Source organism: Parahoeflea alexandrii, from assembly GCF_027214025.1.
Taxonomy (GTDB): Bacteria; Pseudomonadota; Alphaproteobacteria; order Rhizobiales; family Rhizobiaceae; genus Hoeflea; species Hoeflea alexandrii_A.
On the sequence record NZ_JAPWHB010000006.1, the window covers coordinates 481,691 to 504,510 of the forward strand.

Consider the following 22,820-nt stretch of genomic DNA (forward strand, 5'->3'; position numbering starts at 1 on the left):
AATATGAGAGGTTATGCCGCCAGACACGCAATTGCGCTTGCGGTACGCCGCCTCAAGAGGCTCGCGTTCGTGACAATCGCCAAGTGAAGCGCCAGGAGGCCGACAATCGGCAGAAACAATCAAAGGTCACCGCGCCACCTGAGCACGCCTGTTGGTCCGGCATGATAGCGACAACATGAGCACGAAATCACCCTGGTTGCGGAGAGGCTTTTGGTTCGGCCTCAGAGGGATCCTGGGCGGGCAAATCCGTGAGACCGGAGGATGTCCTGATATGCAGGTCGCGCTGCGGGAATGGTATCTCGATGCCGGCCTTGCTCAGTTCCCGGTAAACGCCAGCGAGCAGATCGGATCGGACAGTCAGCCCCAGCCCAACATTGGAGATGAAACAGCGAAGCTCGAAATCAAGAGCGCTGTCGCCGAGACCCCTGAACAAGACAGCAGGCGCCGGTTCTCGCAAGACATCCGGATGTGCCGACATGATGTCGACAAATATACTTTTCGCCTTCTTTATGTCGCTTCCGTAGGCGATGCCGACAGGGACGATGACGCGCCCGGTGATCGTGCTCAGCGTCATGTTCTTTACCGTTCCGGTGATCAGATCCGTATTGGGCACGATGACATCGTCGCGATCGAAGGTTTCCAGTCGGGTAAAGCGTACCGCGATCTTGCGGACTATACCGCTGTAGCCTGAAACCTCGATCCAGTCGCCTTCCTTGAAAGGGCGCTCTATCAGCAGGATAATGCCGCAGATGAAGTTCGAGACGACGGCCTGAAGACCGAAACCGAGCCCGACGGAGAGCGCGCCGAAGACGATGGCAAGGCTGGACAGATCGATACCAGCGAAGCCAACGGCCAGCATGAACGACACCGTGGCTCCGAGATAGCCAATTCCTGTCCGCAATGCCGATTGTGCGCCGCTGTCGAGATGGGTGTGCGGCAGAACCGCGGATCCGAGGAACCGTTGCAGCCAGCGCGACGCCACCAGTCCGACAAGAAGTGTGAAGGCGAAGACAAGCACGACGGTGGCTGACAATCGGGTTCCGCCGACAACCACCCCTTCGGTCATCAAACGCCAGAACTCGGAGATATCGGCCGGACGGGCACCCCAGATGAGGGCGATCACCGGCAGGGCTGCGATGCTCATCGTCAGTCCGATGGCAATGGACAGGAAACTCTGCCGCGTTTCGCCATACTGCCGCCCGGATACCCCCGCGGCCAGTCCCAGCGCGGAAACAATCAGTCTGTCTGTCGCCAGCAGAATGCCGATGACGCCCAGCGACAGCGCACAGCCCGAGAGCACGAAGCGCGCCAGCGCGGTAAAGCCGGAGAGCGCCAGCACCACAATGGCTATGGCCAACACCTGCAGTGTCCGCGCCAGCAACTGCACCAGCGCTGCTGTGTAGCTTGGGTGCTCGAGGCCTTCGTTCTCAGTCTGCGCCTTGGTGGAACTTTGTGCCATCGAGCCGAATACCCACAGCAAGAACGCACCTGGCAGCAGCGCAAACACACTCGCCACGGCATGAGTGCCCGGAAGAAAGGTCATGTCCTTTTCGGATGCTTCAATGGCGAGTTCGACGACGAGAACCAAGCCGACGCCCATGACGATCCAGAAGCCCGTTCGGGCTTGATGATCCGGCAGCTTCATAAGCCGGCGCTCGGGCGCATCCGGAGCAAAGATGACGTAGCCAAGCCAGTAGCTGATGACCAGAAATGCCCCGACGGCGGGTATTACCTGGATCAGTGAGCGGGCGGCGGTGGAGGAAATGTCCAGCATGCTGAAGGCCGAATAGGCGAGAATGCCTGCCAGCGAAGCAAGCACCAGCCGCGCAAGCACCGCCAGCAATGCCCAACCCGAGTGGGTTGTTTTGACGTCGACACGCCTGGCCCTGGCATTCATCGAGCGGAGAGTGACGGGCAGGATAATGAACACTACCGCGAGCGAAAGGACCAGCAGGAGGCCGGAAGCAATCAGGCGAATCTTGAGGGGTGTCGCCTTCGACGGGTTGGCAATGCTTGTTTCGAACTCGACCAGCACACGCCCTAGATAGTCCTGCATCTCAGCAAAGGCGCCGGCCCAGTTAAATGGGTTGAGCGGCGTGGGCAGCAAGGTGGTAAGCTTGACGCTCTCACGCGCCCTGATGACGCGATCAATTTCGCTGATCAGAACATTTGCGCGGTTAAAGGCCTCCCGGGCCGCTATTACGGGTGCATCCGCAGCCGCAAGGGATTCGTTGAGCTCGGCACGGCGGGCAGCGATGTCGGCGCGTTCGCTGCTGTCACCGTCCGGTGCAGCACCGAGCGCGTCAATCTGTGCCTGAATCGATTTGGACAATATGCTGCCGCTTTCGGCAATGGCCAATGCCTGGTCACGCTCGTCAGCCAGTTTCTGCCGCAAGACTTCGAAGGCGGAGCTGGAGGCTTTTCCGCTGCGCAGGGCCTCCAGCGCACGGGCCGCAGTCTCATTCCATTCAACCGAAGGATCGGCGACTTCCAAATTGCCGTCGGCTTGCGGACTCTCTTGCGCAAGGCTTTCGGCCGGTGCACCGGCGAGCAAAGGCAGCATCAACGCCATGATCATGAGTGCCGCTGAAACCCATGATCTTGTTCGGTTTTCCGTCGCAGTTTCCATTGCGCCCTGTTCCCCGCTCCACTCCGGGCCAAGCCCTGCGGGAGACCGCCAAATTGATCAATGCACGTCCTGGCAGCCTCTGCGTGAGGCCTTTGTGAAACTGAGTATGGATGAGAGACAGGCCGAATTCAAATTCCTGACCGTGTTCTCGATAACAGCTTGGCCAAACAGGGCCCGGACGGCACACCGGTTGCCCATCGACGGGCCGCAGCGTGCACGATGGAGTCGCATCTGCTATTCTAATGGAAGTACAGCGGCGATCACATCTTTGAGTAACGAGGGCTCGCTTTGAGCCAGAAATGAGGTTTACTTTGTGTGTGCGGCCAGAACGTTCGAAGTGACCGGGCGGGAGCCGGTCACTTTAGAAGACAGGAGCGCAGGAGCATGAAAAAGGCAAAGATTACCCGAAGAGGCTTTCTTGCCACCGGCGGTGTGGCAGCCTTCATCGCAGCCAATGGCGGCAGCTTCGCGCAAACCGAGAAGCCCGTCACAGACCTCAAGCCGGGGGAATGGTCCTGGTATCCGGAGCGGGCACTTAACGGCCCGGTGGCCGTGCTTGTGTCGCTGGCTGACCAACTTGCCTTTGTCTACCGAAACGGCATCCGCATCGGGGTGTCGACGGTGTCGACGGGGCGAAAGGGTTACAAGACACCGACCGGCGTGTTTTCAGTACTTCGAAAGGAAAAACTGCACCATTCCAAGGCCTACAATAACGCAGCTATGCCCGATAGTCAGTTCTTCTTCGGCGGCTGCGCGTTGCATGCCGGCGGGCTGCCGGGCTATCCCAGTTCCCATGGCTGCGTGCATCTTCCCAAAGCCTTTGCCGATCTGGTTTTCGGTGTGACCCACAACGGCACCCCGGTCATCGTCACTGATTCACGCTCGGGAATCGGCAGTCTCAGTCATGCCGGGCTGGTGCTGACCAACTCAGACCTCCAGGCGGTGGAAACCATGACGGGCAACGTCGCCGGCAAGAACCTGCCTCGGGACAAGGATGGTGAAAGCGACGACGCCTTCGCCATAATAGTCAGCAGCGCCGACCGCCGGTTGATCGCGCTCAAGAACGGCAAGGAATTTATCAGTGCCGATATCGGCATAGAGCACCCGCGCCTGCCGCTTGGCACGCACGTATATCTGCTTCAAGGAGTCAATCCGGCAACCCATGTCTATGACTGGATAGCGATCGGACTTGGAACTGGCGACGAGGCGGCGGTGGATGTGCAGCGCGAAATAGCAGCGACAGCAAGACTGGTGATCCCGCCGGATGTCTACGGCCAGATTTCCCGCAACCTGCATCCGGGTGCGACCATGATGCTGACCGATCTTCCCGCCCACCCGGAAACCCGCTCTGCAACTGATTTCGTGATCATGCGGAATTCATAAGAGGCCGCATAGGACGATTGCTACTGTTTGTCGGATTGCGAAGGAGTTCGAAGGCAAGTGGCAACGGTCACTCGAAACGGTGCTATCCGAAAACCGCGTACCCCTCCGACAGGCGGGACAAGACGCCGAAAAGGATGAATACGAGCGTGAAGAGGAGGATGGTGGAGCCAATGCAAAGCCATCGGCCAAGGCGCGTTACTTCAAAGGAGCCATTGAGTTCCTGAAAAACGGGTCGATAGGCATGGCCTATCTTGTGCAAAACCAGGCCAACAAGGAGAAAAACAGCACCGACCAAGAAGCTGACGATCACGGTCGGGCTCTTCATCGTCCAGACACCGCTGCCGGAAATCAGCAGCGCTATGGCGAAGCTGGTCCACGCCGCGATGGTTGTGATCACGCCCAGCAGTCTTGCCATGTTCAAGCCATCACCCATGAATGCTCGATGCTCCTCCGACAGCGCCTTTTGATCGCACAACAGATTTCATGGCAAGCGGAGCGCCAATGCGTCCACTTGATAGGCGCAATGAAACGATACTTCATTTCGAGGGGAGGGCACGCACAAATTGCGGCTTCTTTGATCTGCCCAGCGTCAAGGCGGCTCCAGTCTGACGAAATGACAAATACTGGAAGCATCCACCGATCAGCCTCACCCCCGTTGACTGAGCGGGTGCCACAAACCTGCTGACAAACCTGCTGTCTCTGTTATCGTTAATTTAGAAAAGGCAAATTCTGGCGGTTCGACCATGCTGAACTACGCTTCAAAGCACTGGGATGAAAACGAGAGCCGCAGCTCCGATTACAGATCCTTGCTGTTCAGCGCACCCGGTCAGTTCAACATGACACGGGACAGAAACCGCTGCTTGCGGGTATCATCCGCGCAGTTTCCGGTGATTGGCGTCAGTCTCTTGAGCGTGGTTTCCTCCGGCCATGAAATCGATCTGGCGGATGACTCTTTTCTAACCGTCATGCTGCCGACCAGGGGCTTAACCAAGGTACGCATGGATCGTCGGGAGCAGGTTATCGGTGAAGGAACCGCTCTCGCACTCGGCCCCTCTGAAAGATGGACACGGGTGGACAGGCTCGCACACCGCGACTTCAGGGCCAATCTGGCCAAGATCTCTCTGAAGAAACAACAAAGGTTGGGGATTCTTCCCAAAATTGGCGAAGATCCTGTTGTTCCCATCGCCTCGACGGCCTTGGCAGGGCTTCGCGGGCTGATGGATTATCTCTTTGCTGACCTCAAGTCCTCGGCGCCGACCCTGGTCCATAGGCCGGCATCCGATCTTTTTGCGGCGCTGGTGCTTGAACATATCCGGTGCCTTTTTGCGGTGGCTACCGACACCCTGCCGATGCGAAGTCCACAGCATGGGCTTGTCGGAAGCGCGATCGATTACATGGTAGCGCATTCGAGCGAACCGCTGACTGTACCCATCATTGCCAGAGCCGTTGGTGTCTCGGTCCGCCAGTTGCAGGACGCGTTCCGTATGACCTTGGGACAGACACCGTGGGAGCGTCTCACCGCGCATCGGCTGGAGAATGCGCGAGCGCAATTGCTGTCGGGTGGCACCGCATCGGTTACCGGCGTCGCGCTGGGCTGCGGCTTTTCGCACCTGGGTCGTTTTGCAACGACTTACCGGTCAACTTACGGAGAGCCCCCATCGGCAACGCTTGCCCGCGCACGCGGGGCCTCGTCCGCAATCCGGATAGCCCCAACGCAGAACGGATAGCCCGCACCCAGGTTGCTCGATAGTCTCGGATCGTGCCGGTCATGCCCGGTGCAAAAAGGGCCCGGAGCATTCCGGTTGCTTCCAGAACCATCGAGGTCGCAGGCATGCAACAAAATGACAACAAGGCCCGCAGTGCCGAATTTTTCTTTTTCGAGCGGGCCAGTACCGATTTGCCCTACTACCGCGGTGTACCGGTCGGCCTCGGCCCGGTCGGCTGGATAATCGTCCTTGTTGCTGTCGCCGCTGCCTACTTGGTCTTCAGCTCGATACAGTTGCGGTTTCACAGCGGAATGGCCGGATTCATCCCGCCATTTCTGTTGGTCTTGATCCCGCTGGGCGCACTGGCAATCGTTGCGGGGTCAAGGGCTCCGCTGGCTCTCTTCCGAACACCAAAGGTGCGCGACTTTGGCTTGATGATAGCCTTTTTTGTCTTGAACGCGGTCGTGACGATCACCGTGGGCAACCTGTTGGTCAAGTATTTCCATACTGTGAGCAACCCGATCGGCGACATGGTTGCCTCGGCAGCGGCGCCAGAAGCCGTTCTGATCTTTGCCTGGAGTGCCGTGCAGTTGCTCGGTGAAGAGATCTTCACCATCCTTCCGTTTCTGGCCGTTCTGACGCTGCTGGACCGTTTCGTGCCGCGCAAGCTGGCAGTCTGCCTCGCCGCGCTGGTTGCCGCCATTCCCTTTGCGGCTATTCATTTGCCGACCTACCAGTGGAACGTGGCGCAGGCGTTCATCGGACTTGTGCCTGTCCGGATCATCCTGCTGATGCCATTCATCATCACGCGCAACATCTGGGCATCCACTGGTGCGCATATCCTCAACGATTGGGCGATCTTTGCCCTGGCCGCCGCGGCCGGGATGGATGCGGCATGACCCCAAACTCAGGAGATAATTCCATGACGCTGAGAGCCATTTCAATTCTTGCCTGTCTGGTCATGTGTCCCGTCGCCGTTCAGGCGCAGGACGGCCCCACCTTCGACTGCGCCAAGGCCGAGAGTTCCGCCGAAAAACTGATCTGCGACGAGCCTGAACTGGCCACACTTGACCGGCGGCTGGCCGACCGGTTCGCTGCTGCCGTCAGCGTGGCCGAGGGCCTGGATGTCGATGCAGAGGCAACCACCAAGACCCTTCGCGCCATGCAGCGCGGTTGGATATCAGGCCGGGACGAGTGCTGGAAAGAGCCGGACCTGAGAGCCTGCGTCGAAACCGAGTACCTGCGCCGCGAGGCGGAACTGGTTGCAGAGTTCATGCTTGAGCCGCCATCGGAAACAGTTGAGCTGATCTGCGGCCCGCGGGCGCTCACCGTAGAGACCTTTCCGACTGCTCTGCCCGGGGTTCGCGTCGAGGAAGGTGACAGCGTCTACATCGGCGCACAACTCGCGCCCGACGCTCCTGGAACCTACTACCTGCGAAGCGCTGGCGGTTTGGTGATGGGGGACGGCGCCATCAGCGTCAGCGATGCCTATGGTGAAGAACACGCATGCCAGGCCCGGTGACACCGCGACGGTTTCGTCGCCCAATCCAGATCTTGTAGAGGGAAGACAATGATGTTTCGCACCTATTCCGTTACGCCGCGTCTTAGATCGGCAATCGCAGGTGTCGCCCTGGCGCTGACTGCGGGGCTGGCACTCATGCCAGGCAGCGCCAGCGCCCAGATGGGCCCCGACTACTGGCAGGTCACAGGCGTGGCCTCGAACGATACGCTGAATCTCCGCTCAGGACCGAGTACGTCCAATCATGTGGTTGCGCGGGCACCCAATGGTGCCGTCTTTCGCAATCTCGGGTGCCGTGGAACCGGCAAAGCCCGGTGGTGTCATCTCGAGACGCCAAACGGCCAGATTTCGGGATGGGCAGCGGGCCGGTTCCTGCGCGAGAGCGGCGCGCCCACCCACGGCACAATAGCAGGCCGGCCCGACATCCCGGAATTGCACGCCCGAAACACTGGGGAGATGGAAGTCCGGTTTGCGAGTGGCTGCACGGTGCTGTTCAACCCGATCGGGCGGGCGATCAACGCCGGCAGTTCCTGCTCGCGCTCACAACGTTCCAAGGCCCACGATGCGGTTGAAAGCTATCTGCGTGAGAACAGCCCCGGTGCAAGTCACAGTGGTTCGACCTCCGCCAACAACATCAGCGTTTCGGGTTCGGGAATGGTTTACGGAGGTGGCTCGCTGAATGGCCAGATTTTCGGTCACAGGGAAGGGGCTTATGCCCTGACAATCAACGGCGGCGGACTGACCTGCACGGGCCTCTTTCGCCATGCACCGGGTGTGGTTGGAAGCGAGAGCACGACGGTCCATTGCGTCGATGGCGCGCATGGCACGGCGGTGCTTGCCCGAAACCGCAGTGGAAACGGCAGTACGCTGACCATGATGCTGACCAATGGAACAGGCGGGTACGTCATTTTCTGACTGCTTCGAAATCGGTCCGCCTCGTCCGAGATGGCGCAGGTGGCCTCATTCTCGCAAACTCCGGTGGCGTCTCTTCGCGACGGCACCGGTCAGCTGGCCAAAAGAACAGCGCAGTGTTGATGGAGCCGAACAATGTCGCCAGACCAGATCCTTCCAATTCTCATTGCTCTGCTCACGGCGGCAACGGAACCGTCTTTCGACAAGCTGAAGGAGGGTGGACACGATGATCGCTATCCGGTCACGGTCGAGGCCTGCCCGCGTCCGCTCGGCCCGCTGGAGGTCGAGGGCAAGACAGTAATCTGCGGACGTGTCGAGGTGCCGGAGGATCACGATGCGGCAGGCGGCCCGACGATCCCTCTGGCTTTCGCTGTGCTGAAGTCACACTCGACCGCCCCGGCGCCGGATCCGGTCATCTATCTGCACGGAGGTCCCGGCGGATTTACCGTGCAGACGATCCCGATGAATGCGACCCTCTTTGAATTCCTGCGTGACCGTCGGGACGTAGTTTTGTTCGACCAGCGCGGTGCAGGCATCTCGGACCGCACCATTGCCTGCTACAATGAGGTGGCGGCCGATTTCCCGCAATTCGCCGAGGCCGACGAGGAAAAGCTGTTTGGCCCGGACGATCCGCTGGCCAAATGCCTGTCGGAAACGGTTGCCTCCGGTATCGACCTGTCTCTCTACAACACGACACAGAGCGCCCGGGATGTGCGCGCGATCATGGATGCGCTCGGCTATCCCGACTACAACGCCTTCGGGATCTCCTACGGCACAAAGTTGGGGCAGGAACTGCTTCGCACCGCGCCCGAAGGCCTGCGGAGCCTCGTGATTGACAGCATCAGCCGTGTCGACAGCCCGGCCTACGACGCAAACGGCGTATCCCCGGATCAGGCGCTGGGCTGGGTGGTGGATTACTGCATGGCAGACCAGGCCTGCGCTGCGGCCTATCCGGATCTCGAAGAGACGGTGCATGCGGCCGGTCGCCGGTTGGCGGAGGAGCCAAAGCTGACGCTCGCGGGTGAAGCCATAGACCAGGAAGTGCTCATGCAAATCCTCGACGCAAGCAACGGCCGCGCCATGCCCTTTACCGCTTACCTGCCGCAGGTCTTCACGGAAATGGCTGCTGGGGAAACGGCGACGCTGGAAAAGCTGATGGCCGGCGGGTTCAATTTCATTCCCACCACCGGCGCGGTTCTCGCCCGATACGGTGCGGGCCTCGGCGCTCTCGACAGGACGATCGCCGAGATTGCCCTGATGGAGATCGACCAGATGCGCAGCGCCGAAGCGGCAGTCGCCAAGCTATTGTCGACGCTCTCGGACGACCTTGCCTCGTCTGGCGCGCTGAATACAGAGGCGCTTCTCGACGATGCCCTTTCCGGGGTCGCCAGGACCATGGACGCGAATACCTTGCTGGCCTTGCTGCGGGACTACGCGATGTTCATCGGTCAGACGCCAGACCGCGCAGCCATCAAGACATTGATCAAAGCCCATCTGCCCGACATCGAGAAACCCCGCCTCCTTGGCCTCGTCGCCGCGATGTCCGACGAAGATGTCGAGGCTTTCTACCAGCGGGCGCGGACCGATGCGGCCAACCTGACCGCCCGGTCGCGGATGATGTTCACGCTTGGCATCATAGCATGTCAGGAGGACTTTCCCTTCAACACGCGCGAGGGCTACGCCGCGACGGCGGCCAAGTACCGTTTCCCGGCCATCGACGCGGGCGTAAGCAAGTCGACCCTGCCTCTGTATGGCTTCTGCGAGCTGTTCGACAAACACCCGCGCGCGGGCTTCCACGATCCGGTGGTCAGCGACATTCCGGTGCTGGCGATGTCGGGCACCAAGGACACGCAAACCGATCCCGACGCCGCCGAGAAGGTCGTGCGCACCCTGTCGAACGGACAGGCGGTCCTGTTCCCCGAGGCAGGCCACGCGGTGATCCAGTTCTCGCAATGCGCCAAGGACGTGGCCGAAGGCTTCATCGAAAATCCAACCGCGCCCGTGAACGCGGCATGCACCGCCGGCCTGAAACCCGCATTCTACATTCCGCCAAAGGCGCAGTGACCAGATCGCAAGGAGCCAACCATGACGCCTGAGCAAATCTTCACCCTGATCGCCGCCTTGATCGCCGAACCCGACCCCGAGGCTTTCTCCACACTGAAAGCCGGTGGCGCGGACCCTGCCTACCCGGTCGCGGTCGCCCCCTGCGCGCGCCCGGTCGCGCCCACCGAGATCGACGGCAAGACCGTCATCTGCGGCACCGTCGAAGTGCCGTTCGATCACCGCGCGCCGGACGGTCCGAAAATCAACATCGCCTTCAACCTTTATAAGGCGCATTCGCTGACGCCCGCACCGGACCCGGTGATCTACCTGCACGGTGGCCCGGGCAGCGGCACGGTTCGCAACGTCGCCAAGACGATCAGCTATTTCGAGCACCTTCGCGGACGGCGCGACGTCATCGCCATCGACGAGCGCGGCGTGGATTCAAGCGCTCCCGAGATGGACTGCTATGCGTCCCTGGGCGCACAATTGGGGCCGGTGATCGACTCCCGCATCAAGGGGCTCGACGTTCCAAACCTTGAGAAGAACTTCGTGAAGAGCTGCCTTGACGAGCTTGAGGCGAAGGGGATTGACTATTCGCTCATCAACACCGAGCAGAACGCGATGGATGTCCCCTCCGTCATGTCGGCGCTCGGCTATGACAGCTACAATATCTACGGCGTCTCCTATGGCACTAAGCTGACGATGGAGATTCTGCGTCAGAACCCGCCCGGCATCCGGTCGGCGGTGATCGACGGCAACGCGCCGCCCTGGCTGCCGCTCTACTCGATGTTCTGGCAGTCGCATTCGGCGCCGATCCAGCTCAGTCTCGCGCCCTGCGAACGCGACCCGGTCTGTGCTGCGGCCTATCCCGACATCGTCGCCCGCACGTTCAAATTGTTCGAAACGCTTGGAGCGAACCCGATCCAGGGCCCGAACGGAGAGGTTGGTGTGGATGCCCTGCTTGAGGTGATCGACGACCGCGTCAATATCACAGGCAAATACAACGCCACGACGCCGTATATCCCTCTGATGGTCACCCAGCTGGAGAAGGGCGATACCACGCTGATGGACCAGCTGCGGTCGGGCGCGCTTCCGCCCAAGCCTGCCTCCTCGAGCGCCCAGGCCGCACGCGCCGCAGCCCAGGCAGCGAAGCTGAGCGAGGCGGAGATGGCGCAAGTGGAGGCAATGCTCTCCGCCGCCGCTCACATGAAGATCTCCGAAGAGACGGTCGCCCGCGCGGCGGCGCTGCTGGAAGGCGACCTCGACGACGATGCCCGCAGCGCCGACCTGGCCCGGGTATTCGACGACCGCCTGGCTGCCGCGATCCGCGCCATGCCCGATCCCTCCGCGCGGCTCGCGGTCGGTCGCGACTACCTCGACCTGCGGTTCAGGGAGCCCTCGGCACAGTTGCTGATAAAGCTGATCGAAACCCACATCGACCCTGACACCGCCGCTGATCTGTCGGGTCTGGTCCGGCAACTCACCCCGGCAGAGGTCGCCCGCGTCTTTGCATTGATCCGGGAGGACAACGAAGGCACGGTGAAGGACGTGGAAGGCGATCTCCAGCTTTATCTCTACGCCTGCCAGGAGGACTATGCGGACGGCTGGAACTCGAGCGAGAAGTTTGCCGCACTGATGAAAGAAGAGGGGTCCTGGGGACCATTGATGCAGGAGGGTCTTGTCGAAATGGTCGCGCCCTTCGACACGACCTGTCCCCTGTTCAAGAAGCACCCGCGCGAAAACTGGACAACCGTCGGATCAAGCGACCGGCCGGTTCTGTCGATGAACGGCGAACTCGATACCCAGACCGCCGGGGTCTGGGGAGAGCTGGCGGTTCAGAACTACAGCAACGCTCAAGTGGTTCTGGTGCCCGAATCCGGACATGGCACGATCCGCTACAGCCAGTGCGCCAAGGACATCACCGCGGCCTTCATAGAGGACCCGGAAGCGGAACTGGACACCTCCTGCGTCAAGAACCTGCGCCTGCCGGTGATGCTGCCGGATGGGACCATGCACCCGCTGCCATACTGATCGGCTGCCATATCCGGTTCGACAGCCACGTCTGGCACGTTGGAATGGGTTGCTGCTCTAAAGGAAGGCGTTGCGAAGTGTGCGGAGCGCTGTCGATAATGAGCAAGGCGGATGTTCCAGCGCGAGCATTTCATGACCATGTCCTGGAGATTGGTTTTGTTTGTCCACTATGGTGGTCGAGGCGAACAACGGACGGTTTGATTGAAAGGGTGCCAAATCGCATTTGTTCGATAGCATCGACGCAAACGGGTAATGTCAGTGCCGCTTTTGCCGAGCAACTCCCGCGCAGGATCATTTGCGGCTTCTCACACGTATCCTTCAGCGACAGGGTCGATGGTCCCGGGTTTTATCGCTCTTGGTTGTCCGTTTTGGTGATCGTTTGTCAGTTCGGCCAATCGGCCGCAGACAAATCAACCGATTTCCAAGGAGAGATTTGGCGCGTAGGCTCTTCGCAAACTATACGAACACTCATGTTTGTCAGTTCGTATAATTCCGCCTTCGGGAAGGAAAACGAACCAATCGCAGAATTTGAGTCTGCCGAAATATTGAAGAAGGGATTGGCACCTTTCCCGTACCAGTCTGTCCAATTTCCCTCAAACAAACCTCCTTCTCCTTTTATTTTGGGTCCGGAATAATCAGTTTGTAACTGGCAGCCTTGCATAGGCAAATTTGCCCTGTTCTCAACCACCATGTTCACTTCATAGAAATTATCGGTTCCCCAGGAAAAGAAGATTAAGAACGGGTTTTCTCTGACGTGTGTGGTCAACACAGCTTCACGGATCTCCAGTGCTGGAACCGAATTGGCTGGCTGATTGATCAATATTGGTTCAAGATTTGGTGGCGCAGGCTGCGTCCACCACTGAACAACGGTCACGACAGATGCGGCAAATGCAACTATGCTGCCAATTGCGACAAGCCACTTCTTTATGAGTTCCATCCTGGCCCTGACCACCATGTTTTAGGTCGCGTCGCAACACGGTCGCCCCCCAATAATGTTCTTTTATAATGCGCAAGAAAAATTTCAATGTCTGATTGTCAGGTGGCCTTTGGGAGAACTTGCAGGTTGCCGGTGGCAAGCCGCTCACCTCTGGTGAATGTAGCGTCCCGGCGCGGGTTCCAGCGGCGGGTAGCCCTTCTCGGCCGCGCCCATCGATGGCGGCGCCGCAGGACCGCTGCTGTTCATGTTCAGCCAGCCGATCCATTCGGGCCACCAGGACCCGCCGGTTGGCTCGGTTTGCGCAAACCAGCTGTCCGGATCGACGTAAAGCGCGCCCTCTTCCCGGTGGCCGACCCGGTAGTGCCGGTTCGGGTGGCCCGGTTCGGACAGGATGCCGCCATTGTGTCCCGACTTGGTCAGCACGAAGGTGAGGTCGCCATCGGTGAACAGCCGCGTTTTGTAGACCGATTTCCATGGCGCGATGTGGTCAGTTTCCGTGCCGACCACGAACAGCGGCGCCGAAATGTCCTTGAGCGCGATCACCCGGCCCTCGACCGCAAACCGGCCTGCCGAAAGCCGGTTTTCCAGGAACAGGCCCCTTAGATATTCCGAATGCATCCGCGCCGGCATCCGCGTCGTGTCGGCATTCCAGACCCCGATATCGGTCGGCAGATCGTCCCGGCCGAGGAAGTAGCGATGTACGGCACGGGTATAGATCAGGTCCTCGGCGCGGATCGAAGCAAAGGCACGGGCCATCTGCGGCCGGTCGAGATAGCCCTGGGCCCACATCGTGTCTTCGAGGAACGCCACCTGGCTTTCATCCAGAAACAGCAGCAACTCGCCCGCTTCCGAAAAATCCACCTGCGCCGCCATCAGGGTGACGCTGGCCAGCCGCTCGTCGCCATCCCGCGCCATCGTCGCCGCCGCGATCGCCAGCATCGTGCCGCCCAGGCAATAGCCGTTGGCGTGGATCTTCCGGCCCGGCACGATTGCCGTGATCGCGTCGAGTGCCGCCATCACTCCGCGCTTGCGGTAGTCCTCCAGCGACAGGTCGCGCTGCTCGGCGGTCGGATTGCACCAGGAAATGGCAAAGACGGTGAAGCCCTCGCCGACCAGGTAGTTGATCAGCGAATTGTGCGGCGAGAGATCGAGAATGTAGTATTTCATGATCCATGCCGGCACGATCAGCACTGGTTCGGCCTGCACCTTGCCGGTCTGCGGCGTGTACTGCAGCAGTTCGAAAATGTCGTTGCGGTAGACCACTTCGCCCGGCGTGCAGGCGAGGTCCTCGCCAAGCCGGTAGCCCTCGGGCGGCGGCGTGTGCGCCTGGCTCAGCGTGTGCAGCCAGTCGTCGGTGGCATGCACCGCGCCTTCGGCCAGGTTGCGCCCGCCGGTCCGTGCCGTTTCGGCCAGGATTTCCGGATTCAGCCAGGGAAAGTTCGAGGGCGAGACGGTGTCGAGCATCTGGCGCACCAGGAACCGCGTCCGGTCGGAATCCTGCTTGCGCAAGCCGCGCATGTTCTCGGTCGCATGGTCCCACCAGTCCTGCGTTGCCAGGAAGCCCTGTTGCCAGAGGCTGAACGGCGGGGACTGCCAGCTGTGGTCGGCGAACCGGTGATCGTAGACCTTGGCCGCAAAAGGGGGGCTTGGCGGTCGGCCCGAAACCGACTTTGCGGCGAATTCCACCAGTTTCAGTGCATTGTCCCTGGCGTGTTCCGCCAGTTCCAGTTGCCGCCCGGGCGCGCGGGCAAGGTGCAGCGCCCAATCCGTCCAGGTTTCGACCAGAGCGAATGGAGATACTCCACCCGTCATCCGCGCGACAGCACCACGCGCGGCCTGATCAACCACCGCATAGGGATGCTCCACCGGTGCATCCGCGCCATGCAGCGGCGGTGAGAATGATGCCGGCATGGCTGCAGGGCTGGCTGGCTTTGTCGACAGTTTGACTTGGCTGTTCTTACGCATGAGGTTGTACCTTCCTCTCATGCTCACACTAACAGTGTCCTGCGCAAGCGCCTTGACCGATATCAAGCGGCAAGGGCTTGAAGCACGACACCCCGCCCTGCGTCGCAGTCGTCGGCGGCTTTGACGGAACCTAGGCGCGGATTGCCAATCGGCAATGCACGGTGGAAACTTCTCGGGATGCCGGGTTGGTGCCCGTTGACCGGCTTCCACCAGGCGGCTCAGCCGCAGCATGGGCAGCGGCTGCCAACAGTTTGGATTCATTCTAAACTATACAGTTTGACTCCACTTTCAGAATACATTACCCAAAACCTCATGTTTAGAAGACAGGTCGGCGAAATGGCGCGAATGGAACATGATGATTGCGGTGACTGCCCTGCGGCGGCCTATCTGCGCCAGCCGCCGGAAAACCTGGTGGTCAATGGCTATCGCAACTGGATTGCGGGTCTGGCCCATGCGGATCAGCGCTACTGGGACGCCGCCTGGGCAGCCCACGCCAGGGCGCTCGGTGCGATCGACGGGCAGATCGCGCTTGATGCCATGGCGTCGCTGATCCGCCAGCTCGGGGCCTGCGCAACCTGCCGCTTGCGGTTCTACAAGCCGGGTGCCGGCCATTTGTGCCGCGACGAATGTCTTGTTCTGGGCATGGTGTCGGGGGCGCAGCATGGCGATGAGGATCTTCTGGTCCAGTCCGCCAAGCTGCTCACCTGTTCCGACACGTGTATCGAGGTGATCGAGCGCGCAAGTGCCTACGCGGGTATCCTGCTTGGCCACAGCCACAGGCTTGCGTCCATCCCGTTGAGCGCGATTGCCGACATCGAAATGAGGTCGGTGTCTGCCGGATCCGGAGCGAGCGGATCGGTTCACTGAATGACCATGCCAGATCGGGAGTACCTGAGATCATGAAAAGCTTCATCCGTCTACTCGGACTTGGCCTCGCCGCCTCCACCGCCATGACAGGCATTGCGGTTGCCGATGTCACGCCCGAGGCTGTGATCGCGCATTATGCCGATGTTGCGGAAGTAAAATACGGCGATGCATTGGCGGCCGCCAGGGCGCTCGATGCTGCCATCGAAGCGCTTCTCGCAAATCCGACGGACGATACGTTGCAGGCCGCCAGAGCCAGCTGGCTTGCGGCCCGGGTGCCGTACCAGCAGTCCGAGGTCTATCGCTTCGGCAACGCGATCGTTGACGACTGGGAAGGGCGGGTCAATGCCTGGCCGCTCGACGAGGGGCTGATCGACTATGTCGATCCGAGCTATGGATCTGAGAGCGACGAGAACTCGCTTTTCACCGCGAACGTGATCGCCAATCCGTCGATCGAGATCAACGGCAAGACCATCGACGCTTCAAGGATCACCCCGGAGCTGATTTCCGCAACATTGCAGGAGGCGGGCGGCATCGAAGCCAATGTCGCCTCCGGCTATCACGCGATCGAGTTCTTGCTCTGGGGGCAGGATCTGAACGGCAACGGCCCCGGCGCCGGCAACCGTCCCGCCACCGATTACAGTCTCGACAACTGCACCAATGGCAATTGTGACCGCCGCCGCGACTATCTCGGCGCAGCAAGCGATCTGTTGGTGGCGGATCTGGAAGAGATGTCCGCCAACTGGAAAGCCGGCGGTGCGGCGCGTGTGGCTCTCGAGAAAAGCGGCGTTGCCGGCGGCTTGTCGACGATCCTCACCGGCATGGGCTCGCTCTCCTATGGCGAGCTGGCCGGCGAGCGCATGAAGCTCGGTCTGCTGCTCGGCGATCCGGAGGAAGAGCATGATTGCTTTTCCGACAACACCCACAATTCGCACCGCTATGATGCCGTCGGCATTCGCACCGCCTACACCGGGGTCTACACGAGGCCGGATGGATCGCAAATGACCGGACCGTCCCTGGCTGATCTGCTGGCCGCGAAGGACCCGGCGATTGCGCAAGAGCTTTCCGGCGATCTCGATGCCACCATCGCGGCCATGGAAGCCATGGTCGAGCGTGCCGAAACCGTTGAAGCCTATGACCAGATGATTGCCGTCGGCAATGACGAGGGCAACGCCACGGTGCAGGCCGCGATCGACGGCCTGATCACGCAAACCCGATCGATCGAACGCGCCATAGCGGCGCTTGAGCTTGGCGCCATCGAACTGGAAGGGTCTGACAGCCTCGACAGCCCCGATGCCGTCTTTCAGTGAGAGCAGCAGATAATGATCGTTTGCAGTTGCAATATCGTTTCCAGGAAAGACATCGAGCAGGTCGTCGTTGAGTTCCTCAACGAGGACGAATGGCAACTCATCACGCCGGGAAAAGTGTTTCAGGCCATGAGCGCGCGCGGCAAGTGTTGTGGTTGCTTTCCCGGTGTGATCGATATTATCGTGGAGACAACCGAACACTATCATGGGTTGATGCAAAGCCCGGCGCCGAAGGTGGTGGATCTGCTGAACCGCATTGCAGATCAACGGATCCGCATCGAAATGGCCAAGAAGAGAGCCCGGGCGAAAGCCCGCCCGGAAGTTGCAGTATGAGGCTAACGGTGATCTATTGGAGCGGTATCTGGAACTCAAGGTTGATGGAAATTTAGGCAGGTCATGAAAAAAAGCAAGAAGGTCGTCGAATGTCTGAACGAGGCGCTGTTTCTTGAGCTCGGAGCGGTCAACCAGTACTGGTTGCACTACCGGCTGCTTGAGGACTGGGGCTACACGAAGCTGGCTGCTAAGGAGCGGGCGGAGAGCATTGAGGAAATGCAGCACGCCGACAAGATCATCGAGCGCATCATTTTCCTCAGCGGATTTCCCAATCTTCAGACCGTGGCGCCGCTGAGGATCGGGCAGAATATCAAGGAAGTGCTCGAATGCGATCTGGCTGGCGAACAGGATGCCTGGAAAGCCTACACCAAGTCGCGCGATATCTGCGAGAAGGAGGGCGACTACGTCTCCAAGAACCTGTTCGAGGCCTTGATCGCCGATGAAGAGGGGCACATTGATTTCCTTGAAACCCAGCTCGAACTCCTGTCCCGGCTGGGCGAACAGAAATATGGTCAGTTGAACGCATCCTCTGCTGACGCGTAGTTTTTCATGAATGCAGTGGTCGTTTTCAGGCCAGTGCGGGATTTGAACATGATCGCGAAACAAGAATTTAGGTGTCGGCAAATGCATAATTCGCGCGGCACTGTATGACCGAACACTTTTCATTACGTAGCGGCATGGCAAATGGAAAGCGCATCCCGCATCGTGTCTTGTTTGGATGCGTGGTGGCGGGTCTGGTACTCGCATCGGCGATGCCGATCCAAGCGGGAGATCTTGCGGCGTTGCCGCACACCCGCGACGACCTGACCGGAAAGGATCGCCAACGTGTCGAACGGACAGTCCGGCCGGCGACCTCGTTTGCGGCGGCTGAACAGTTCGAGCGCATGCAGGGCGGCGCCGGCACGTCCACCAAACTGGTCAATCGGGATGCGCTGTCCCAGTTCAGCGCCAACCTGACATTCGAACAGGAAGAGACCTTCAAGCTCGGAAACGCCCTGTTCCGCAAGCTCTGGGTGTCTTCGCCCTCATCCACGCAGGCGTCCGATGGGCTCGGCCCGCTTTTCAATGCCCGTGCCTGTCAGAGCTGTCACATCAAGGATGGCCGCGGTCACCCCCCAGAAGGAGCAGCGGACGCAACGTCGATGTTCCTGCGGCTTGCCCGGCCCGCCAGCACCGATGAAGAGCGTCATGCGCTGGAGAAATTCCTGGTAGCGTCCTTGCCCGATCCCGTCTATGGCGGCCAGCTGCAGGATCTCGCGGTCCCGGGTCTGAAGGCCGAGGGCCGGATGGTGATCGAGTACCGGGAACAGCCGGTCGAACTGGGCGACGGTTCGGTCGTCTCCTTGCGCAAACCGAGCTACAGCGTTGCCGATCTCGGCTTCGGCCCGCTTGATCCTTCGACCACCCTTTCGCCGCGAATGACCCCGCCGATGACCGGCATGGGCCTGATCGAGGCCATTCACCCGGCCGATATCCTTGCCCATGCCGACCCCGAAGATCGGGATGGCGATGGCGTCTCCGGTCGCGTTGCCATGGCCCGCGACCCCGCCACCGGCAAGCTTGCCATCGGGCGTTTCGGCTGGAAGGCCCAGAACGCCACCGTGCGCCAGCAGGCTGCCGGCGCCTTTGCCGGCGACATCGGCATTTCCACGCCCGATGTTCCGGACAGCCACGGTGATTGCACCGCCAAACAGACCGAATGCCTGGCGCTACCCACCGGTGTTCAGGCCAGTCTCGGGGACACCGAGGCGCCCGATCCGGTGCTGGATCTGGTCACGTTCTATTCGGAGAATCTTGCGGTTCCGGCGCGACGCCTGGTTGATGATGCCAATGTCCTCGCCGGCAAACAGATATTCTACGATCTTGGATGCACCGCCTGCCATGTCCCGAAATATGTAACATCGCGCCAGGCGGCGACCAAGGCACACCGGTTCCAGTTGATCTGGCCCTATTCCGATTTCCTGCTGCACGACATGGGCGAAGGTCTCGCCGATGGCCAGCAGGTCGGTTCGGCCGATGGAAGGGAATGGCGCACGCCGCCGCTCTGGGGTATCGGCCTGACCAGCATCGTCAACGGCCATACGTTTTTCCTGCACGACGGCCGCGCGCGCAATCTGACCGAAGCCATTCTCTGGCACGGCGGCGAGGCTGAAAATGCGCGTGACGGCTTCGCCGGCCTGGCCAAATCAGACCGGGACAACCTCCTGAGATTTCTGGAAAGCCTGTGATGAACCGTCTTCTGATCTGTCTTGTGGCGCTGTTTGTCAGTGCGGCTGTCGCACGCGCGGATCAGGATGCGGCGCGTCCGCCGATCGGTCCGGTGCTGCAACGGATGCTCGCGGAGTATGTCCGTCCCGGCTACGCGGAAGTCAATGCCGCCGCAACGGACCTCAAGACCTCTGTAGCGGCACTGTGCGAAAGTCCGTCCGATGAGAGCCTTGATGCAACACGATCCGCATTTCGCACCGCGGTGGAAAGCTGGTCGCGCATCGAGTGGTTGCGGCTCGGTCCGGTGATGTCCGAAAACCGGCTTGAGCGCATCCTGTTCTTCCCTGACCGCAAGGGCACCGGCAGGAAGCAGGTCGAGGCCGCCATCGCCTCACGGCAGGAAAATGTCACCGAGGTTGCCACGCTCGCCGGCCAGAGTGTCGCCATGCAGGGCCTGGGTGCGCTCGAATTCATCCTCTTCGGCAGCGGCAGTAACGCGCTGGCTGCTCCGGAGACATCTCACCGCTGTGCCTTTGCACGGGCGGCGGCGACCAATCTTGTCGATCTTTCAGACGAGATCATTGCCGGATGGCGGGATGAAACCGGTCTTGCCGGGGCGTTTCTTAAGCCCGCGCCCGGCAATCCGCTGTTCAGGACCGATCAGGAGGCGTTGAATCTGTTGCTCGGGCAGATGATCCATGGACTCGAAGCAATCCGGGACACACGTGTGAATGCTTTTCTCGATAGGGAAAACCCTGCTCATGACCGGCCAAAGTCGGCTCTCTTCTGGCGCTCCGGCATGACATTGCCGTCGATCCGCGCCAATCTGGAAGGCCTCGAGGCGCTGTTCAATGAAAGCGGCATCGAGATCGTGTCGAAGGACCGCGCCCCACGGCTCGCAGATACCATCCGCTTCGAGTTCCGGCAGGCAATTCGCACCGCGCGGGACCTCGACAAACCGGTCGGCGATCTGCTGGCCGATCCCGAAACCCGTGAAAAACTGCTCTATCTCGATTACGCCATCAAGATCATCATCGGCCGCCTGGATGAGGAGTTCGCCCAGGCAGGCGGCCTTGCAGTCGGGTTTTCGTTCGGAGATGGCGATTGAAACCGGTCGTTCTTGAAAGACGGAAGTTTCTGGCGGCAGCGGGCCTCGCCTGGCTGACAAGTCTTACGCCGGCCGGTGCGGAAAAACTCCTCGCCTCCGAAGTCCTGTTTGCCGCCGCTTACCTGGATCCGAATGGCGCCTATGGTGTGGCCATCCTGGATGAAGCAGGAGCAATCGTTTCAACCCATCCGCTGCCTGGCCGCGGGCATGGCTTTGCCGCCGGTCCCCAGGCTGAATGGCTTGTCGCCTTTGCCCGGCGCCCCGGCAATTTCGCCGTCGCGCTGCATCGCCGCATGGTGGCTGAACCGGTGCTTTTTCATTCACCCGCCGACCGGCACTTCTATGGCCATGGCGTGTTCTCCGCCGATGGCCGGCTGCTCTACGCCGCGGAGAACGCGTTTGAAACGGGCGATGGCATCATCGGCGTCTATGATGTCACCGATGGCTTCAACCGGATTTCGGAATTCGCCACCCACGGCGTCGGCCCGCATGAAATCGTCCTGATGCCGGACGGCAAGACATTGTGCGTTGCCAATGGCGGCATACGCACCCATCCCGACCAGGGGCGGCAGAAGCTCAACCTGCCCACCATGGCGCCGTCCATGGCCTTCATCGACACTGCGACCGGAGCGCTCCTGTCCTCCCATGTATTGCCCGCCAGGTTTCACCGGCTGTCCTTGCGCCACATGGCGGTGGATGCGAGCCGTCAGGTCTGGATCGGCGGTCAGTACGAGGGAGATGCCTTCGACGACGTGCCGGTCCTGGCGAAACTTCATGAAGATACTGGGCTCATGTCGGTCGAACTCGAAGATCGGGTTGCTGCAGTCCTCGGCAAGTATGCGGGGTCGGTTGCAATCGGCAATGATGGCGTAACGCTCGCTGTCGCATCGCCCAGGAGCGGCGTTGTGATCACGCTCGATACCCTGACCGGCAAGGCGCTGGCAATCGACATGAAACCGGGTACATGCGGGGTCCAAGCGCGGCGGGATGGCTTTGTCAGCTCCAGCGAGACCGGCCGTTTTGGCGCTGCCAGCCATGGTCTCGCGTGGGACAATCACATCGCAAACATCTGATTCGGGTGTCGTGAACGCCGCTTTGGACGGCGGCAAGCCAGCCGCGGCCAAGCGGACTCATGGCCCGGGATCCGATGCCGAGCCCCCGGCGAACTGCAAGATCTTGCAGTCAGCTGTTAAATTGTTAGCTTTTGAGCATGTTGGACGCAATCATGCCGGCAACAGTAAAAACTATTCCCGGCAGGGCTTTTCCTTGTTCAGAAAACCCGCTTGCCGCGTCGCCTTGTCTCGCTGGAATGAAGAAGAAGTGAAAAGCTTGCGAGAGTGATAATTGCGATTGCGATCGCGCCTATTCCTAGAACAATCATTGCTCAGCCCCAGATGACATCATTGTCATTTCCGGAGTAGAAGCTACAAGCAGCAACTTGTCCGAAGCTTGTGCTGCAACAACGCACAAGACCTGAATCTGGACGGAGCTTGGCCAGCCAGGCCCCGGCTTGACCCCGGAATATGATTAACACTGGTAACCGGCGTTAACCTTCGGGCAAGGATTAATACGTAAAAAACAATCTAGTCTTCGGATTGTGGATATGAGCGATCGGTTCGCCCCCCCACAAAGGCATGAAGCCGCTCGAAGGTTCCGGCTAGATCCGGATTTCCAGACTTTCATGGGCCAAGGCGGCGCGCGGTATGCAAACACCGGCTGTGTCCTGTCAGCGAACGCGACAGGGACAACAAGGGTTTTGAAGCCACACCTGCAGCAAGACAGGCCCAATCGATATCCTGATTGAGCAACCTGTTGTCTGGAAATTCCCGGATGGGGTGATCATGCATCCTGGCATTCCCATTTGATGTAGGCCTT

General features: G+C 60.3%; 19 protein-coding genes. 14 read left to right on the top strand and 5 right to left on the bottom strand.

Annotation, left to right across the window (positions count from 1 at the left end):
* Positions 1-187: 187 nt before the first annotated feature.
* Complete coding sequence (locus tag O4H62_RS21460; protein ID WP_269390881.1) at positions 188-2,629, bottom strand: DUF3772 domain-containing protein; 2,442 nt, start codon at positions 2,627-2,629, stop codon at positions 188-190.
* Between the two features lie 384 nt (positions 2,630-3,013).
* Between O4H62_RS21460 and O4H62_RS21465 the strand changes: the two genes are divergently transcribed.
* The gene (locus O4H62_RS21465) at positions 3,014-4,012 is read left to right on the top strand and encodes a L,D-transpeptidase family protein (protein WP_269390882.1); all 999 of its coding nucleotides are present in this window, start codon (positions 3,014-3,016) and stop codon (positions 4,010-4,012) included.
* Between the two features lie 82 nt (positions 4,013-4,094).
* On the opposite strand, the gene O4H62_RS21470 is transcribed toward O4H62_RS21465, so the two are convergent.
* The gene (locus O4H62_RS21470; protein ID WP_269390883.1) at positions 4,095-4,445 is read right to left on the bottom strand and encodes a hypothetical protein; all 351 of its coding nucleotides are present in this window, start codon (positions 4,443-4,445) and stop codon (positions 4,095-4,097) included.
* 310 nt (positions 4,446-4,755) lie between these two features.
* On the opposite strand from O4H62_RS21470, the gene O4H62_RS21475 reads away from it, so the two are divergent.
* The 6 genes from O4H62_RS21475 (at position 4,756) to O4H62_RS21500 (ending at position 12,223) form a co-directional block, all read left to right on the top strand.
* On the top strand, positions 4,756-5,739 hold the full coding sequence (locus tag O4H62_RS21475; protein WP_269390884.1) for an AraC family transcriptional regulator: 984 nt from the start codon (positions 4,756-4,758) through the stop codon (positions 5,737-5,739).
* A 41-nt stretch (positions 5,740-5,780) separates the two neighbouring features.
* Positions 5,781-6,617, top strand: coding sequence for a CPBP family glutamic-type intramembrane protease (locus O4H62_RS21480; protein WP_269390885.1), 837 nt, complete (start codon positions 5,781-5,783; stop codon positions 6,615-6,617).
* A 23-nt stretch (positions 6,618-6,640) separates the two neighbouring features.
* Entirely contained in the window at positions 6,641-7,240 is a 600-nt protein-coding gene (locus O4H62_RS21485; protein WP_269390886.1) for a lysozyme inhibitor LprI family protein, read from the top strand.
* A 48-nt stretch (positions 7,241-7,288) separates the two neighbouring features.
* Positions 7,289-8,152, top strand: coding sequence for an SH3 domain-containing protein (locus O4H62_RS21490; protein WP_269390887.1), 864 nt, complete (start codon positions 7,289-7,291; stop codon positions 8,150-8,152).
* 132 nt (positions 8,153-8,284) lie between these two features.
* Positions 8,285-10,213, top strand: coding sequence for an alpha/beta fold hydrolase (locus tag O4H62_RS21495; RefSeq protein WP_269390888.1), 1,929 nt, complete (start codon positions 8,285-8,287; stop codon positions 10,211-10,213).
* A gap of 21 nt (positions 10,214-10,234) precedes the next feature.
* Positions 10,235-12,223: an alpha/beta hydrolase gene (locus O4H62_RS21500; protein ID WP_269390889.1), complete on the top strand. Its 1,989-nt coding sequence runs from the start codon at positions 10,235-10,237 to the stop codon at positions 12,221-12,223.
* A 382-nt stretch (positions 12,224-12,605) separates the two neighbouring features.
* On the opposite strand, the gene O4H62_RS21505 is transcribed toward O4H62_RS21500, so the two are convergent.
* Together O4H62_RS21505 and O4H62_RS21510 are read right to left on the bottom strand one after the other, a co-directional pair.
* Positions 12,606-13,160 carry a hypothetical protein gene (locus O4H62_RS21505; RefSeq protein WP_269390890.1) on the bottom strand — a complete coding sequence of 185 codons (555 nt, stop codon included), beginning with the start codon at positions 13,158-13,160 and terminating at the stop codon, positions 12,606-12,608.
* 144 nt (positions 13,161-13,304) lie between these two features.
* On the bottom strand, positions 13,305-15,125 hold the full coding sequence (locus tag O4H62_RS21510) for a PHA/PHB synthase family protein (protein ID WP_269390891.1): 1,821 nt from the start codon (positions 15,123-15,125) through the stop codon (positions 13,305-13,307).
* Between the two features lie 345 nt (positions 15,126-15,470).
* On the opposite strand from O4H62_RS21510, the gene O4H62_RS21515 reads away from it, so the two are divergent.
* From O4H62_RS21515 to O4H62_RS21545, 7 genes are all read left to right on the top strand, one after another.
* The gene (locus tag O4H62_RS21515) at positions 15,471-15,992 is read left to right on the top strand and encodes a hypothetical protein (protein WP_269390892.1); all 522 of its coding nucleotides are present in this window, start codon (positions 15,471-15,473) and stop codon (positions 15,990-15,992) included.
* 29 nt (positions 15,993-16,021) lie between these two features.
* Positions 16,022-17,299, top strand: a complete 1,278-nt coding sequence (locus O4H62_RS21520; RefSeq protein WP_430538498.1) for an imelysin family protein — start codon at positions 16,022-16,024, stop codon at positions 17,297-17,299.
* Positions 17,300-17,311: 12 nt separating this feature from the next.
* Positions 17,312-17,629 carry a (2Fe-2S)-binding protein gene (locus O4H62_RS21525; RefSeq protein ID WP_269390893.1) on the top strand — a complete coding sequence of 106 codons (318 nt, stop codon included), beginning with the start codon at positions 17,312-17,314 and terminating at the stop codon, positions 17,627-17,629.
* A gap of 63 nt (positions 17,630-17,692) precedes the next feature.
* Complete coding sequence (bfr, locus tag O4H62_RS21530) at positions 17,693-18,172, top strand: bacterioferritin (protein ID WP_269390894.1); 480 nt, start codon at positions 17,693-17,695, stop codon at positions 18,170-18,172.
* Positions 18,173-18,381: 209 nt separating this feature from the next.
* On the top strand, positions 18,382-19,857 hold the full coding sequence (locus O4H62_RS21535; protein ID WP_269390929.1) for a di-heme oxidoredictase family protein: 1,476 nt from the start codon (positions 18,382-18,384) through the stop codon (positions 19,855-19,857).
* Complete coding sequence (locus O4H62_RS21540) at positions 19,857-20,945, top strand: imelysin family protein (protein WP_269390895.1); 1,089 nt, start codon at positions 19,857-19,859, stop codon at positions 20,943-20,945. Before O4H62_RS21535 ends, O4H62_RS21540 begins: the two co-directional genes overlap by 1 nt.
* On the top strand, positions 20,942-22,018 hold the full coding sequence (locus O4H62_RS21545; protein ID WP_269390896.1) for a DUF1513 domain-containing protein: 1,077 nt from the start codon (positions 20,942-20,944) through the stop codon (positions 22,016-22,018). The genes O4H62_RS21540 and O4H62_RS21545 overlap by 4 nt, the downstream gene beginning before the upstream one ends.
* Positions 22,019-22,624: 606 nt before the next feature.
* Here the strand turns inward: O4H62_RS21545 and O4H62_RS21550 are convergent.
* A partial coding sequence (locus tag O4H62_RS21550; RefSeq protein WP_269390897.1) for a hypothetical protein occupies positions 22,625-22,820 on the bottom strand: 196 nt, incomplete at its 5' end.